Genomic DNA, 13670 nt, shown 5'->3' with positions numbered 1-13670 from the left:
CGTCGTATCAGGCGCGCAAAGGTCGCTGTAGCGCTTTAGAGTGCTGCATGTTTTTGATCCTTAATCGGCTCCGATTAAAGGAAACATGCAGGGGAGGAGAACGACACCCGATGGCAGATCGCATTATCGTCTACTGGCGCGACATTCCGGCCCAGATCATCATCAAGAAGGGCCGCACGACGGCGAAGCGCGAGCTGTCGCTGCGTTTCACCGAGGCGATCGACATGTGCGCGATGCGCACCGGTGCCGCCGAAACCGACGACTATCTCGCAGAATGGCGCAAGGCCGATCCGGTGCCGGTGTCCGACGATCTGGAAGCGGAAGCCGACAGCGCTGCCGCCGAACTCGAAGCCGCCTATGACCGCGAGCGGCTCGTCGCACTGGTCAAGGCCGGAGGCCGCGACAATGGCTGATGCCAAACCTGCAGGCGAACAGAAGATCATGAAGGGCAACGCAGCACCTGGGGCAAAGGCTGCGACCGGCGCCTATACCCCGACCGGGGTTTCTCCGAGCCGCCGGTCGCGCCACAAATATACGGTTCGCCTCTGGGCCGTGCGCAACTCCCGTTTCCTCGAGTGGTTCTACAACCGCTTCGCCGATGTATTCCTGCTCTTGCATCCGCTCTGGAACGCCCTCGGCTACGGCCGGGTCGAGCGACCGATCACCTTCGTCGAGCGTCACGTCAAGGGTTTCCTCTTCGACTGTCGCATGTGCGGCCAGTGCGCGCTGTCTTCAACTGGCATGTCCTGCCCGATGAACTGTCCGAAGCAGCTGCGCAATGGCCCCTGCGGCGGCGTGCGCGCCAACGGCAATTGCGAGGTCGAGCCGGATATGCCCTGCGTCTGGGTGCAGGCCTGGAAGGGCTCGCAGAACATGGAGAAGGGCAATGCGATCATGAACGTGCAGAAGCCGGTCAACCAGTCGCTGCGCGAAACTTCGTCCTGGCTGCGCGTGACGGCGGAAGCCGCAGCGCAGCGTGAAGCGGCATCCAAGGAAGGCCAGGCATGAGCCCCGATATCAATCCCTTCGATCCCGGCGCGCCGCTTGAGCCCCTGCCCGGCCATTCCTCCCGCGGCCGTCTGGAGCGTGTTCTGCGTCGCGGCGAATTTGCCGTCACCGCCGAGCTCAACCCGCCCGACAGCGCCAACCCGCAGGACGTCTACGAACGCGCTGCGGTCTTCGACGGCTGGGTCGACGGCATCAACGCGGTGGATGCATCCGGCGCCAACTGCCACATGTCCTCGGTCGGCATCTGCGCGCTTTTGACCCGCATGGGCTATGCGCCGATCATGCAGATCGCCTGCCGCGACAAGAATCGCATCGCCATCCAGGGCGACGTGCTCGGCGCTTCGGCCATGGGCGTGCAGAACATCATGTGCCTGACCGGCGACGGCGTGCAGGCCGGCGACCAGCCGGGCGCAAAGCCGGTCTTCGACCTCGACTGCATGTCGCTGCTCGAAACCGTGCGCATCATGCGCGACAACTCGAAGTTCCTTTCCGGCCGCAAGCTGACGACGCCGCCGCAGGTGTTCCTCGGCGCCGCCATCAACCCCTTCGCCCCGCCTTACGATTTCCGCCCCTATCGTCTCGCCAAGAAGATCGAGGCCGGCGCGCAGTTCGTGCAGAGCCAGTACTGCTTCGACGTGCCGATGTTCCGCGAATACATGAAGAAGGTGCGCGACCTCGGCTTGCACGAGAAGTGCTATATCCTCGTCGGCGTCGGGCCGATGGCATCGGCCAAGACCGCCCGCTGGATCCGCTCCAACGTTCCGGGCATCCATATCCCCGACAGCGTCATTACCCGCCTGGAAGGCGCGCAGGACCAGAAGAAGGAAGGCAAGCAGCTCTGCATCGACATCATCAACGAGGTGAAGGAGATCGAAGGTGTCTCCGGCATCCACGTGATGGCCTATCGCCAGGAAGAATATGTCGCAGAGATCGTGCATGAATCGGGCGTGCTGAAGGGCCGCCGGCCCTGGAAGCACGAGACGCTGCCTGAGGATGCGCTCGTTGCCGAGCGGCTGGAGCATATTCGCGAAGGCAAGGAAGAAAACCAGCAGGAGATGGCCGAAGCCGCAGCCCATCATCCGCACTGACCAGACCGCAGACAAAACCGGCGCCTATCAGAAGGCGCCTATCATCGACTTCCTGGGCGTGATTACATAGCCCGACGCCAATTGACAAAGGACCCTGCATGACCCGGACCATCGTCGCTTCCGCCACCCGCGAGATCATCATCGGCTTCGACCAGCCGTTCTGCGTCATCGGCGAACGCATCAACCCGACCGGCCGCAAGAAACTCGCCGCCGAAATGATCGAGGGCAACTTCGACACGGTGATCAAGGATGCGCTGGAGCAGGTGGCAGCGGGCGCGACGATGCTCGACGTTAACGCCGGCGTCACCGCCGTCAACCCGAACGAGACCGAGCCGCCGCTGCTCGTCAAGACGCTCGAAATCGTCCAGGGCCTCGTCGATGTACCGCTGGCGATCGACAGTTCCGTCACCGCCGCGATCGAGGCGGCACTGCGCGTTGCCAAGGGCCGCCCGCTGGTCAATTCCGTCACCGGCGAAGAGGAGAAGCTCGAAGCGATTCTGCCGCTCGTCAAGAAATACGACGTACCGGTGGTGGCTATCTCCAACGATGAAACCGGAATCTCGATGGACCCGGACGTGCGCTTCGCCGTCGCCAAGAAGATCGTCGAGCGCGCCCTGGATCACGGCATCAAGCCGCACGACATCGTTGTCGATCCGCTGGTCATGCCGATCGGAGCCCTGGGCGACGCTGGCCGGCAGGTCTTCGCGCTCCTGCGGCGGCTCCGCGAGGAGCTCAAGGTCAACACCACCTGCGGCCTCTCCAACATCTCCTTCGGCCTGCCGCACCGCCACGGCATCAATGCCGGCTTCATCCCGATGGTCATCGGCGCCGGCATGACGTCGGCGATCATGAACCCCTGCCGCCCGCAGGAAATGGAAGCCGTGCGCGCCGCCAACGTTCTGAACGGCACCGATCCGAACTGCACCCACTGGATCAAGACCTATCGCGACCACAAGCCGGCCGAAGGCGGTCACGTCGTTGCGGCCGCACCGGCAGCCGCCAGCGGTGGACGCCGCGGCGGTCGCGCGGCCCGCACCGGCGGTGCGGCAGCGAGCGAGTAGGTTACGTCTTGGGAGGGGAACGGCATGAGAAGCCATCCGCGTCTCGTCGCCGCCCTCCTCCCGTCGCATTCGCGGTGATACAAACGGGAGCGCTATAACACCGACTTCGGCACCCAACCTCGCAGCACAAGGGATCACCCATGACACGCCGCCTTCGACTCGATGCCGCGACCCTCTGGTTTGAAGCACCCTTCGTCATCGCCGTCCGGCTGCAGGAAATGCAGATGGCGGCGCTTACGGGCAAGTCCCACGACGTAACCGAGCTTCACCGCATGATCTCCGAGAAGATCGCGGCCTCAGCGGAAAGCGTCATGGCCGTGAACATGGCCCTTTGGAAAGCTGCCTTCGACAACACGCTGCGGCTGATGGCCGGCGGCACGGCCTCCGGCCACGGAACGGCGATTGCGTCCGCAGCGCTCAGGCCCTATGGCAAGCGGGTGCGCAGCAACGCCCGGCGTCTGTCGCGCAAGTAGCCTGACCGGCCGCCAAGCCTCACGCCTTAACTGTTTGAAACAGATGCTTCCATGTCGGGATTGGACAACTATCGGGCGGCGTTCCGGTGCAGTCTGAAACCGTTTAGCCGTGCTTCGCTCACCTGTTGAAGCGGACCTGACGAAAGACTAGAGCATGCGCATCGAAGGCACTTCCGAGATCGAGACCAACATGACCGAAGCCGCGCAAAAGGAACCTCTGGTGCTGTTCATGCCTTCGGGCAAACGCGGCCGCTTCCCGGTCGGCACCCCGGTTCTCGATGCCGCCCGCAAGCTCGGCGTCTATGTCGAAAGTGTGTGCGGCGGGCGGGCCACCTGCGGGCGCTGTCAGATCGTGGTGCAGGAAGGTAACTTCGCCAAGCACAAGATCGTTTCCTCCAACGAGCACATCTCGGAAAAGGGCGCCAAGGAAGATCGCTACGAAAAGATCCGCGGTCTCCCCGATGGCCGCCGCCTCTCCTGTTCCGCCCAGATCCTCGGCGACCTCGTCATCGACGTGCCGCAGGACACTGTCATCAACGCCCAGGTCGTGCGCAAGGCCGCGACCGATCGGGTGATCGAGCGCAATGCCGCCGTCCAGCTCTGCTATGTCGAGGTGGACGAGCCCGACATGCACAAGCCGCTCGGCGACCTCGACCGGCTGAAGGTGATGCTGGAAAAAGACTGGGGCTGGAAGGATCTCCTGATTGCGCCGCACCTGATCCCGCAGGTCCAGACCATCCTGCGCAAGGGCAACTGGGCCGTCACCGCCGCCATCCACCGCGACATGGATTCGTCCCGCCCCTTCATCGTCGGCCTGTGGCCGGGCCTGAAGAACGAGGCCTATGGCGTTGCCTGCGACATCGGCTCGACGACCATCGCCATGCATCTGGTGTCGCTGCTCTCGGGCCGCATCGTCGGCTCCTCGGGCGCCTCCAACCCGCAGATCCGCTTCGGCGAAGACCTGATGAGCCGCGTCTCCTATGTGATGATGAACCCGGACGGCCGGGAAGCCATGACCAAGGCGGTGCGCGAGGCGGTCAACGGCCTGATCGGCAAGGTCTGCGCCGAGGGCGAAGTCGACCGCCACGACATTCTCGACATGGTCTTCGTCGGCAACCCGATCATGCACCACCTGTTCCTCGGCATTGACCCGACCGAACTCGGTCAGGCGCCGTTTGCGCTCGCCGTCTCCGGTGCCCTGCAATATTGGGCGCACGAGATCGACATCGACGTCAACCGCGGCGCGCGGCTCTATATGCTGCCCTGCATCGCCGGCCATGTCGGCGCCGATGCGGCCGGCGCGACGCTGTCTGAAGGCCCCTATCGCCAGGACAAGATGATGCTGCTCGTCGATGTCGGCACCAATGCCGAGATCGTGCTCGGCAACAAGGACCGCGTCGTCGCCGCCTCCTCGCCCACCGGCCCCGCCTTCGAGGGTGCGGAAATCTCCTCTGGCCAGCGCGCCGCCCCCGGCGCCATCGAGCGCGTGCGTATCGACCCCGAAACGCTGGAACCGCGCTTCCGGGTGATCGGCGTCGACAAGTGGTCGGACGAGGAAGGCTTTGCCGAAGCGGCTGCCAGCGTCGGCGTGACCGGCATCTGCGGCTCGGCGATCATCGAGATCGTCGCCGAGATGTACCTTTCCGGCATCATCTCGCAGGATGGCGTCGTCGATGGCGCGATGGCGGCGAAAAGCCCGCGCATCATCCCCAACGGCCGCACCTTCTCCTATCTGCTGCACGAGGGCGAACAGCGCATTACCGTGACGCAGAACGACATCCGCGCCATCCAGCTCGCCAAGGCAGCGCTTTATGCCGGCATCAAGCTGCTCATGGAAAAGCTTGATGTCAACCATGTCGACACCATCCGCTTCGCCGGCGCCTTCGGCTCCTTCATCGACCCGAAATACGCGATGGTGCTGGGGCTGATCCCGGATTGCGACCTTGAGGAAGTGAAGGCCGTCGGCAACGCCGCCGGCACCGGCGCGCTGATGGCGCTCCTGAACCGCGGCCACCGCCGCGAGGTCGAGCAAACCGTCAGCAAAATCGAGAAGATAGAGACGGCGCTTGAATCAAAATTTCAGGAGCATTTCATCAACGCCATGGCGATGCCGAACAAGGTCGACGCCTTCCCGAAGCTCTCTGCTGTGGTGACTTTGCCGGAGCGCAAGGTGGCGGGCGATGATGGCGAGGGTGGCGGTCGTCGGCGGAGAAGAAGCCGGGAGTAGAGTGAGTCGGCTAAGCTGCCGTCTTCAGACCGTCATCTCAAGGCGCTCATCAGCGTCCTGGGCAGCGGCCCGCCTCGCTCGTCATGAAGCTCGAGCGAGACCGTCTCGAACAGAACCTCGATCGTTACGTCGTTAAAGGATATGAGCCAGAAACGCGGATTGAGGACTTTCCATTTGGCCGCTTCGTCACCGTCCACGACTTCATTGAACGCCCATGGACGGATTGGGTACCTGCACTCCGGCAGGCCATCGACATTCATCGGCGTAATCCGGAAATCGATAACGTCGCCGAACTTGAGAACGACATTACCGCCGCCAGCGCTCGGAGCAGCTTCATAACAGACAAAAGCGCTGAGCCCATCGTAGAGCACAGCGGGATTTGCGACAGTTCCCAACGCGGGAAAAGCCTCCTGCGGTATCGATATCTGCATGATTTGATTGTGGGCACTGTTTCTGTTGACGACGAGATGGTTCCGGTCAGCCACCACTTTGTCAACTCTTCTGCCGCCTCGCACCGTCTGGAACGCTGCCTGACCTCTTCACCAGACGTGGACACTCGATATTTCGGCTTGCCTTAATTCCGGCGGCAGGCGACGGTCTGATGAATCGTATTCTTTGAACTGGCATCCAAAACCCATGAACGACAAGATTCTCGATACCCTGACCGGCATGTACTTCACCGTCGACGATCCCGATGGCACCTACGGCACCGGCCAGGTGATCCGTCTCGCCGCCGAAGGCATCTATTTCATCCGCTACGACGGCAACGAGGTGGAGCTGCCGATGGAGCTCGTCTCGCTCGGCGAGATGCTGCAGACCACCGAAGAAGATTACAAGCTCTGGCGGTTCTTCGACACGATCGAGGAACGGGACAAGTGGATCGAATGGCTGGATGCGCCATCAAAGCCACGCGTCGTCACGCTGGTGCGGCCGACACCAACCAAGTAAAGGCTCGCCGCAACGCTCTCGGCCGCCAACCCTGCCGCTCCTCGCGCGAAATCGGGCAACCCACCAGATTGGTCGGAAGGTGGAGACGACGGCCGTCCCCAAGCTTTTCGGCCGCCGTCATTGCCGAAGTGCAAACTGGCGGCGGACGAAGGCGGCCACACGGCGCATCGATGGCCATCAAGGCTTCGAACCCATGGCCACCGTCAAGCAGGCGTGCTGATCAGTAATACGGCGACACGCATTCCTGGCGCGGCCCGTAATAGGGCTGGAAAGTGTTGTCGTAGGCGTTGTACGAGCGGTAGCGGTCATAGCACCATTCGACATGCGCAGACGGCGCGTTGGAATAGACCCTGCGAGGTGGCTGCGCGATCGCGCCACCGATAACCACTCCTGCCCCGAATGCCGCCAGAGGATACCACCATCCGTCACTGTGCCGACGGTAACCGTCGCGACGGTAGCGGTAGCCCTCGTAGCCATTGTAATAGCCGTATCGTGGAGCCGCATTGTGACGGTTGCCGCCGTAACGGTAGCCGTTATACCCGCGTTTGTGCGGCGGTCCGCCGTAATGACCTGGCTTGTGGTGGATCAACTCGACAGGCTGGGAAACTGACTGCCCCACCGAAACGGGAGACATGGGCATGGCCTGCGCCGAGACCGCCGACAGTGCCGTAGCCGCGGCTACGAGTACTGCACCTATTCTTTTCATGGCATCGTCCAACTGTTGTTCGTCGGGTCATTTTCCGGCACCCGTCATGAACCTCAGATGAACGTGCGCAGCTTGGCGCAGCGTCGAACCTCAAAGCAGCGGGAGCCCATGACCAGATGAAGATCATCATTCCGTAGTGGGGCCAACAAAAAAGGCCGGGGCGAAACCGCACCGACCTTCCTCATCATCGCTCTTACACCAGTGCCAGTACATCCGTGGTCAAAAGTCTAATGCGACGCGGCGATTGCGAGCGGCGAGAATTTTCAGCGCTCATAAGCAATGCCGATGGCCGGGTGTATACGGGGCGATTGTGTTCGAAACAAGGTTGGAAGCGCGCCGCCTTCGATGCGACGCCAAACCAACCGGGCTCGACGCTTCACCCCACCTTCGCCGCAAACGCTGCGAGCAGCCCTGCCCAGCCACCGTCGGAATCAAGCGAGGCACGGGCTACCTCCGCCTTCGCGCCGTAGTTGGCGAGGTCGCGATGTTCGAGCCGCACGGTGGTGCCGCCTTCCGGCGTCGGTTCGAAGGTCACCTCCACCTCGGTCTCGAAATCGGCATCGAAGGTCCATTCGGCATTGAGCTGCCAGGCGAAGAGGATCCGCTTCGGCGGCTCGTAAGCGAGCACCCGGCCCCAGTCCTCTTCCTCGCCCGAGGTGCCCACCTCATACCAACGGCCGCCGGCGGCGGGCTCGACGATAACAGCCCTCTGGCCGCTCGCCGTCAGGCTGTGGGTCGTCAGCCACCAGTCGCCCATGCGCGCGACGAAGATCTCGAAGGCGCGCTCCGGAGGAGCGCTGACGGTTACGGATTTGCGCACCGGCGCCGGCTCGATCATATGCATATCCTTTCCTCCCATTGCTGACGTGGTCGCGGCGGAGGCGTGTCGACCGTAGGGCTTCCGCCCCCTATCGCTCCGGTTCCCTCGGCTCAGTTCCCGAAGCCTCGTCGCTGTCGGCCAGCGCCTTGAAGGCGGCCAGCTGATCCTCCCAGAAGCGGTCCAACCATTGCCTGAGCGGCCCGAGGCCCGCCGGATCGATCGAATAGATGCGCCTCTGGCCCTGAGGCTCGTCGGTGACCAGCCCCGCCTCCTTCAGCACCTTCAGATGCTGCGAGATCGCCGGCTGCGAGACCGGCAAGGACCGGGCGACATCAGCAACCGAGGAACGTCCCTTGGCAAGCTTCTCGAAGATCGCCCGGCGCGTCGGGTCTGCGAGCGCAGTGAGCACTTTTCCTTCATAAGCCATGACTTATCATAAGGCACTACTTATGAGAGTCAACCGCTAGCGCCGCCACGCAAAAGCGCCGCGCGTCCGACGGAACACGCGGCGCTTGGGTTGAGAGCGGTGGCGGACCGCCTTATTGCGGCGTCAGGTCGAAGCCGAACCACTTTTCCGACAGGCGCTTGATGGTGCCGTCGGCCTTGGCTGCGGCGATGGCGTCGTCAAACAGCGCCTTCAGCTCGGTATCGCTCTTGCGCAGACCGACGGAGCTGCCGGCGCCGAGGAAGCCGCCCTGGAAACGGGGGCCGACGATGACCATGTCGCTGTTGGCGGGCTTTTCGACCGCGGTCTTCAGATAGCCCATCGATGCCATGATGAGGTCGACGCGGCCGGCGACGAGATCGAGGTCGTGCTGCTCGGTCGTCTTGTATTCGCGCACCTCGACGACGTCCTTCAGGTATTCGTCGATGAAGCGCGCGGCGATCGAGGCGGTCTGGACGCCGACGGTCTTGCCTTCGACCAGCGGCTTCAATTCATCGACCGCCTTGCGCGCGCCGGCCTCGTTGGAGGCGAGCGAGAACAGTTCGCCCTTCATCGGCAGCGTTTCCAGCTCGCCGCCCTTCAGCGTGGCAAAGGCCTGGCCGGTGCTGCCGTAGGACATCGAGAAGTCGATGACTTCCTTGCGCTTTTCGGTCGCCGACATGCCGGCTATGATCGCGTCGAACTTGCCGGCGTTGAGCGCCGGGATCAGGCCGTCGAAGGATTGGGCGATGACGGTGCATTCGACCTTCATGTGGTCGCAGAGATATTTGCTGAGCTCGATCTCGTAGCCGTCGAGCGTGCCGTCCGCCTTGGTCAGGTTATAGGGCGGAAAGGCGCCTTCGGTGGCGATGGTGATCTTGGTCCACTTCTTGTCTTCGGCCTGAGCCGGCATGGACATCAGCCCCGCGGCAACGGCAAGCGCCGAAGCCATGATTGCGGTCATCTTTTTCATTACAGCATTCCCCTTTTTGTGGATGTTGATTGGTTTGTTTGTTCTCTCGGTCCGCCGGTAACGGCAGACTTCAATTCTTGATGAACTGGCGGAAGCGTTCGGACTTCGAACGGGTGAAGACCTCGTGCGGCGGTCCCTCCTCCTCGATCGTTCCCTTGTGCACGAACACGACGCGGCTCGAGACGTCGCGGGCAAAGCCCATCTCGTGGGTCACGACCAGCATGGTCCGCCCTTCCTCGGCGAGCCCCCGCATGACGCGCAGCACCTCGCCCACCAGTTCCGGGTCGAGCGCCGAGGTGGGTTCGTCGAACAGCATCGCCTTCGGGCGCATGGCGAGTGCGCGGGCGATCGCGGCGCGCTGCTGCTGGCCGCCGGAGAGATGCGAGGGATAGTGGTTGCGCTTGTCGGCGATGCCGACCTTGGCAAGCAGCGCTTCGGCTTCCTCGATCGCTTCCGCCCGCGGGCGCTTCAACACGTGCACCGGCGCCTCGATGACGTTTTCGAGCACGGTCTTGTGGGACCAGAGATTGAAGCTCTGGAACACCATGCCGAGTTCGGAGCGGATGCGGTCCACCTGCTTCTGATCGGCCGGACGGCTGCGCCCATCGCTCAGCGTCTTCAGCCGGATCGCCTCGCCGGCGACCTCGATCGTGCCCGAATTCGGCACCTCCAGCATGTTGATGCAGCGAAGCAGCGTCGACTTGCCGGAGCCGGAGGATCCGAGAATGGAAATCACTTCGCCCTCGCGTGCGTCGAGTGACACGCCTTTCAGCACTTCGACCGGTCCGAAGCTCTTGTGAAGATCGTGCACGCGGATGGCAACCGGTGCAGTGACGGCGGCGGACATGTTCAATGGGCTTCTCCCTTGAGTTCGGCAGAGATCGCCAGCGGCGCGCGCAGTTGCGGGTTCAGCCTGTGTTCGGCGAAAGCGACGAGCCGGGTCAGCGCGAAATTGATGGCGAGATAGATGATCCCCGCGACGACGAAGACCTCGATGACGCGGTAGCTGTCCGAAATGAGCTTGGCAGCGACGCCGGTGATTTCCATCAGCGTGATGATCGAGGCGAGCGAGGTTGCCTTGACCATGGAGATCATCTCGTTGCCGTAGCCGGGCAGCGCCTGGCGAAGCGCTTGCGGCATGACGATGCGACGGAAGATCATGACGCGCCCCATGCCACAGGCCCGCGCTGCCTCGACCTGGCCGTGCGGCACCGAAAGCAGCCCGCCGCGGATGATCTCGCTGGCATAGGCGGCCGTGTTCAGCATCAGCGCCAGCACCGCGCACCAATAGGGTTCACGGAGGACCGGCCAGAAAATGCTGTGGCGCACGGCCGGAAACTGGCTGAGACCGTAATAGATCAAGAAGATCTGCACGAGCAGCGGCGTACCGCGAAACAGGAACACATAGACGCGGGCAAAGAGATCGAGCGCGAGAATGCCGGACAGACGCGCAAGCGCCAGCCCCAGGGCCAGCACCGAGCCGAGCACGATCGACGTGACGGCAAGCTCCAGCGTCAGTGGCAGCGCCGCCGCCAAGCTCCAGAAGGTTTCGAGGGCAAATTTGATATCCATCAGCCCCTCCTGACGCCGCGCGAGAACCGGCGTTCGGTGACCTGAAGAACGAGGCCCGAGACCGTGGAAATGGCGAGATAGATCATCGCTGCGATAAAGAAGAAGTCGAAGGGGCGGCTGGTCGATCCGGCGCCGATCTGCGCCTGGCGCAGCAGTTCGACGACGCCCGTGACCGAGACCAGCGCCGATTCCTTCAGCACCACCTGCCAGACATTGCCGAGCCCGGGCAGCGCATAACGCAGCGTCAGCGGCGCGGTGATGCGGCGGAACTTGAGGAGCCGTCCCATGCCGCAGGCAGTTGCCGCCTCCAGTTCGCCCGGATGCACGGCACGAAAGGCGCCGCGATAGACCTCGGTCTGCTGGGCGCCCGAGGTGATGCCGACCGCAAGCGCGCCGGCGATGAAGCCCGGGAAGCTGACGAAACCCTCCGCGCCGAACAATTGGCCGACGGCCGTCACCACGGCACTGCCGCCGAAATAGAACAGATAGATGACCAAGAGGTCGGGAATGCCGCGAAGGACGGTGGTATAGGCCTCGGCGCAACCTCGGAGAAGCGGACCGCCAGCAATCTTCGCCCAGGCCCCGAAGGTGCCGATGACGCCGCCGATCGCAAACCCTGCGATCGCGATCAGGATCGTCATCCACGCGCCGGCGGCAAGCGCCGGCCCCCAGCCGTCGGGCCCGAAGCTGATGATGTCAAGGAAACCGGGCCCAGTCATCGCAGCGCCTCCCTTCGCTTGTCGACCGATGACTTAACCATGGCTCACTCCGGGGATCGGCGGGTCGACATCATCTGGAATGGGATTGACGAAGGGCGTGCCCTCCAGCCGTGCCGCGTGGTCGGCCTTGGCGGCGGCGATCAGCGCCGGATCGAGGATCAGCTCGACCGCCGTGCTCGCCATCACCTTTGCCGCGTGCTCCATGCCCTTGTGGGCGGCCGGAAGCTTGCCTTGCGCAACCAGCTGCCAGGAGTGGCCGGGCGTGCCGATCGCGTAGGTTGCGCCGCGCAGCTGCACCGTCGGCACCACCCAGCTGACCGTTCCGACATCGGTGGAGCCGACGAGGGTTCCGGCGCCGTTTTCCGGCGGGAAGATCGCGTCGCAGAGCGAAATGCCGCGGCGCAGTTTCAGGCCGAACCGCTCGAAGGCGGAGGCGATATCCTCGCCGGTAAAGGTCTCCTGGAATTTTGCCGCCATCCTGCGGTCGTCTTCATCGAACTCAGGCGGCCCCAGATGCTCGAGCTGGCGGTGCATCAGCGCCTCGAGCGGCGTGTTGCCGATCAGGTTGGCGTCGCCGCTGACGATCTCGTCCGTGACCGTCGTTCCCGTCATCAGCGCCGCACCCTTTGCCACGCTGCGGACGCGTTCGACGAGATCAAGCAGTTCCGGCAGGCTGCGGGCGCGGACGAGATAGCGCGCCTTCGCCCGGGCCTGGACCACGTTCGGCGCATTGCCGCCCGTATCCGTCACCGCATAGTGGATCCGCGCCGAAGACGGCATGTGCTCACGCAGATAGTTCACCCCGACATTCATCAGCTCAAGCGCATCGAGCGCGCTGCGGCCGAGATGCGGTGCCGCCGACGCATGCGACGCCCGACCGCTGAAGCGGAAGTCGAGCTCGTTGCAGGCGAGCGAGATCGGGTTGTTGACACCGGCAAAGGGCGCCGGATGCCAGGAGATCGCAATATCGACATCGTCGAACACGCCGGCACGAACCATGAAACCCTTGGAAGAGCCGCCCTCTTCCGCCGGGCAGCCGTAATAGCGGACCCGCCCCTTGATGCCGTTGGCGGCGAGGTAATCCTTGACGGCGGTGGCCGCCATCAGCGAACCGGCGCCGAGCAGATTGTGGCCGCAGCCGTGGCCATTGCCGCCTTCGCTGAGCGGCCGTTCCTCGGCAACACCTGCCTCCTGGCTCAGGCCCGGCAACGCATCGAACTCGCCGAGAATGGCGATGACCGGTCCGCCCTCGCCCGCCTCGCCCATGACCGCCGTCGGCATGCCGGCAATGCCACGCGACACGCGGAAACCCTCGGCCTCCAGGAGGCGCGCATGCTCGGCCGACGAGCGAAACTCCTCGTAGTTGGTTTCCGGCGTATCCCAGACCCGGTCGCTGAGCACGAAAAACCGCTCGCGCTTGGCTTCAAGGAGGTCCCAGACGGCATCGGCATTTTTCATCGTTTATTAACTTCCGCAACAATAGTAACCAGAATTGGCGCCAATTTATGATAACATTTTTGGATACACAAGAGGGTCATGAAATATTTCCACCGATGTGCACAACAGCGAAAGGCGGACAAGGAAAGCCGTTCTGGCGCATTGAATTGTCCAGGGCAGCATCATAGTTTCTCCAAAAATGGAACCAATTTCG

Annotated in this window: 16 protein-coding genes; 7 read left to right on the top strand and 9 right to left on the bottom strand. The window is 63.3% G+C overall.

Annotation, left to right across the window (positions count from 1 at the left end):
• Positions 1 to 110 precede the first annotated feature (110 nt).
• The 6 genes from ACTJKM_RS24520 to ACTJKM_RS24495 all read left to right on the top strand — a co-directional run bounded on the left by ACTJKM_RS24520 (position 111) and on the right by ACTJKM_RS24495 (position 5857).
• Positions 111 to 413, top strand: a complete 303-nt coding sequence (locus ACTJKM_RS24520; RefSeq protein WP_057254112.1) for a virulence factor — start codon at positions 111 to 113, stop codon at positions 411 to 413.
• On the top strand, positions 406 to 1008 hold the full coding sequence (locus ACTJKM_RS24515; RefSeq protein ID WP_058323482.1) for a methylenetetrahydrofolate reductase C-terminal domain-containing protein: 603 nt from the start codon (positions 406 to 408) through the stop codon (positions 1006 to 1008). Before ACTJKM_RS24520 ends, ACTJKM_RS24515 begins: the two co-directional genes overlap by 8 nt.
• Positions 1005 to 2096, top strand: a complete 1092-nt coding sequence (locus ACTJKM_RS24510) for a methylenetetrahydrofolate reductase (RefSeq protein WP_057254108.1) — start codon at positions 1005 to 1007, stop codon at positions 2094 to 2096. The genes ACTJKM_RS24515 and ACTJKM_RS24510 overlap by 4 nt, the downstream gene beginning before the upstream one ends.
• A gap of 98 nt (positions 2097 to 2194) precedes the next feature.
• Positions 2195 to 3157 (top strand): methyltetrahydrofolate cobalamin methyltransferase, encoded by a 963-nt coding sequence (locus ACTJKM_RS24505; protein ID WP_057254106.1) that lies wholly within the window; start codon positions 2195 to 2197, stop codon positions 3155 to 3157.
• A gap of 140 nt (positions 3158 to 3297) precedes the next feature.
• On the top strand, positions 3298 to 3630 hold the full coding sequence (locus ACTJKM_RS24500) for a hypothetical protein (protein ID WP_057254103.1): 333 nt from the start codon (positions 3298 to 3300) through the stop codon (positions 3628 to 3630).
• A gap of 154 nt (positions 3631 to 3784) precedes the next feature.
• The gene (locus tag ACTJKM_RS24495) at positions 3785 to 5857 is read left to right on the top strand and encodes an ASKHA domain-containing protein (RefSeq protein ID WP_058327026.1); all 2073 of its coding nucleotides are present in this window, start codon (positions 3785 to 3787) and stop codon (positions 5855 to 5857) included.
• A 32-nt stretch (positions 5858 to 5889) separates the two neighbouring features.
• Here the strand turns inward: ACTJKM_RS24495 and ACTJKM_RS24490 are convergent, their stop codons facing one another.
• Positions 5890 to 6342: a hypothetical protein gene (locus ACTJKM_RS24490; protein ID WP_245296075.1), complete on the bottom strand. Its 453-nt coding sequence runs from the start codon at positions 6340 to 6342 to the stop codon at positions 5890 to 5892.
• Between the two features lie 151 nt (positions 6343 to 6493).
• Here ACTJKM_RS24490 and ACTJKM_RS24485 point away from each other — a divergent pair, with 151 nt between their 5' ends.
• Complete coding sequence (locus ACTJKM_RS24485) at positions 6494 to 6805, top strand: hypothetical protein (protein ID WP_058327027.1); 312 nt, start codon at positions 6494 to 6496, stop codon at positions 6803 to 6805.
• Between the two features lie 220 nt (positions 6806 to 7025).
• On the opposite strand, the gene ACTJKM_RS24480 is transcribed toward ACTJKM_RS24485, so the two are convergent.
• From ACTJKM_RS24480 to ACTJKM_RS24445, 8 genes are all read right to left on the bottom strand, one after another.
• On the bottom strand, positions 7026 to 7511 hold the full coding sequence (locus tag ACTJKM_RS24480) for a BA14K family protein (protein ID WP_440661154.1): 486 nt from the start codon (positions 7509 to 7511) through the stop codon (positions 7026 to 7028).
• A 376-nt stretch (positions 7512 to 7887) separates the two neighbouring features.
• Positions 7888 to 8355: an SRPBCC family protein gene (locus ACTJKM_RS24475; RefSeq protein ID WP_058323479.1), complete on the bottom strand. Its 468-nt coding sequence runs from the start codon at positions 8353 to 8355 to the stop codon at positions 7888 to 7890.
• Between the two features lie 64 nt (positions 8356 to 8419).
• Positions 8420 to 8758, bottom strand: coding sequence for an ArsR/SmtB family transcription factor (locus ACTJKM_RS24470; RefSeq protein ID WP_057254095.1), 339 nt, complete (start codon positions 8756 to 8758; stop codon positions 8420 to 8422).
• Positions 8759 to 8870: 112 nt separating this feature from the next.
• Entirely contained in the window at positions 8871 to 9728 is an 858-nt protein-coding gene (locus ACTJKM_RS24465; RefSeq protein ID WP_058327028.1) for a transporter substrate-binding domain-containing protein, read from the bottom strand.
• Between the two features lie 70 nt (positions 9729 to 9798).
• Entirely contained in the window at positions 9799 to 10575 is a 777-nt protein-coding gene (locus ACTJKM_RS24460) for an ABC transporter ATP-binding protein (RefSeq protein ID WP_058323477.1), read from the bottom strand.
• Positions 10576 to 10577: 2 nt separating this feature from the next.
• Positions 10578 to 11300: an ABC transporter permease gene (locus ACTJKM_RS24455; protein ID WP_058327029.1), complete on the bottom strand. Its 723-nt coding sequence runs from the start codon at positions 11298 to 11300 to the stop codon at positions 10578 to 10580.
• On the bottom strand, positions 11300 to 12019 hold the full coding sequence (locus tag ACTJKM_RS24450) for an ABC transporter permease (protein WP_058327030.1): 720 nt from the start codon (positions 12017 to 12019) through the stop codon (positions 11300 to 11302). Before ACTJKM_RS24450 ends, ACTJKM_RS24455 begins: the two co-directional genes overlap by 1 nt.
• Positions 12020 to 12052: 33 nt before the next feature.
• Positions 12053 to 13477 (bottom strand): M20 family metallopeptidase, encoded by a 1425-nt coding sequence (locus ACTJKM_RS24445; protein WP_058327031.1) that lies wholly within the window; start codon positions 13475 to 13477, stop codon positions 12053 to 12055.
• Between the last annotated feature and the right edge of the window lie 193 nt (positions 13478 to 13670).

The sequence above is a fragment of the Ensifer sp. 22460 genome, assembly GCF_052044935.1.
Taxonomy (GTDB): domain Bacteria; phylum Pseudomonadota; class Alphaproteobacteria; order Rhizobiales; family Rhizobiaceae; genus Ensifer.
Note: the sequence above shows the minus strand (reverse complement) of the source record. Positions and strands in the feature narration are given on the sequence as shown.

Bases quoted from the DNA above. Each gene is read 5' to 3' on its own strand.
- ACTJKM_RS24520 (WP_057254112.1), top strand. From the start codon at position 111: ATGGCAGATCGCATTATCGTCTACTGGCGCGACATTCCGGCCCAGATC.
- ACTJKM_RS24515 (WP_058323482.1), top strand. From the start codon at position 406: ATGGCTGATGCCAAACCTGCAGGCGAACAGAAGATCATGAAGGGCAAC.
- ACTJKM_RS24510 (WP_057254108.1), top strand. From the start codon at position 1,005: ATGAGCCCCGATATCAATCCCTTCGATCCCGGCGCGCCGCTTGAGCCC.
- ACTJKM_RS24505 (WP_057254106.1), top strand. From the start codon at position 2,195: ATGACCCGGACCATCGTCGCTTCCGCCACCCGCGAGATCATCATCGGC.
- ACTJKM_RS24500 (WP_057254103.1), top strand. From the start codon at position 3,298: ATGACACGCCGCCTTCGACTCGATGCCGCGACCCTCTGGTTTGAAGCA.
- ACTJKM_RS24495 (WP_058327026.1), top strand. From the start codon at position 3,785: ATGCGCATCGAAGGCACTTCCGAGATCGAGACCAACATGACCGAAGCC.
- ACTJKM_RS24485 (WP_058327027.1), top strand. From the start codon at position 6,494: ATGAACGACAAGATTCTCGATACCCTGACCGGCATGTACTTCACCGTC.
- ACTJKM_RS24480 (WP_440661154.1), bottom strand. From the start codon at position 7,511: ATGAAAAGAATAGGTGCAGTACTCGTAGCCGCGGCTACGGCACTGTCG.
- ACTJKM_RS24475 (WP_058323479.1), bottom strand. From the start codon at position 8,355: ATGCATATGATCGAGCCGGCGCCGGTGCGCAAATCCGTAACCGTCAGC.
- ACTJKM_RS24470 (WP_057254095.1), bottom strand. From the start codon at position 8,758: ATGGCTTATGAAGGAAAAGTGCTCACTGCGCTCGCAGACCCGACGCGC.
- ACTJKM_RS24465 (WP_058327028.1), bottom strand. From the start codon at position 9,728: ATGAAAAAGATGACCGCAATCATGGCTTCGGCGCTTGCCGTTGCCGCG.
- ACTJKM_RS24460 (WP_058323477.1), bottom strand. From the start codon at position 10,575: ATGTCCGCCGCCGTCACTGCACCGGTTGCCATCCGCGTGCACGATCTT.
- ACTJKM_RS24455 (WP_058327029.1), bottom strand. From the start codon at position 11,300: ATGGATATCAAATTTGCCCTCGAAACCTTCTGGAGCTTGGCGGCGGCG.
- ACTJKM_RS24450 (WP_058327030.1), bottom strand. From the start codon at position 12,019: ATGACTGGGCCCGGTTTCCTTGACATCATCAGCTTCGGGCCCGACGGC.
- ACTJKM_RS24445 (WP_058327031.1), bottom strand. From the start codon at position 13,477: ATGAAAAATGCCGATGCCGTCTGGGACCTCCTTGAAGCCAAGCGCGAG.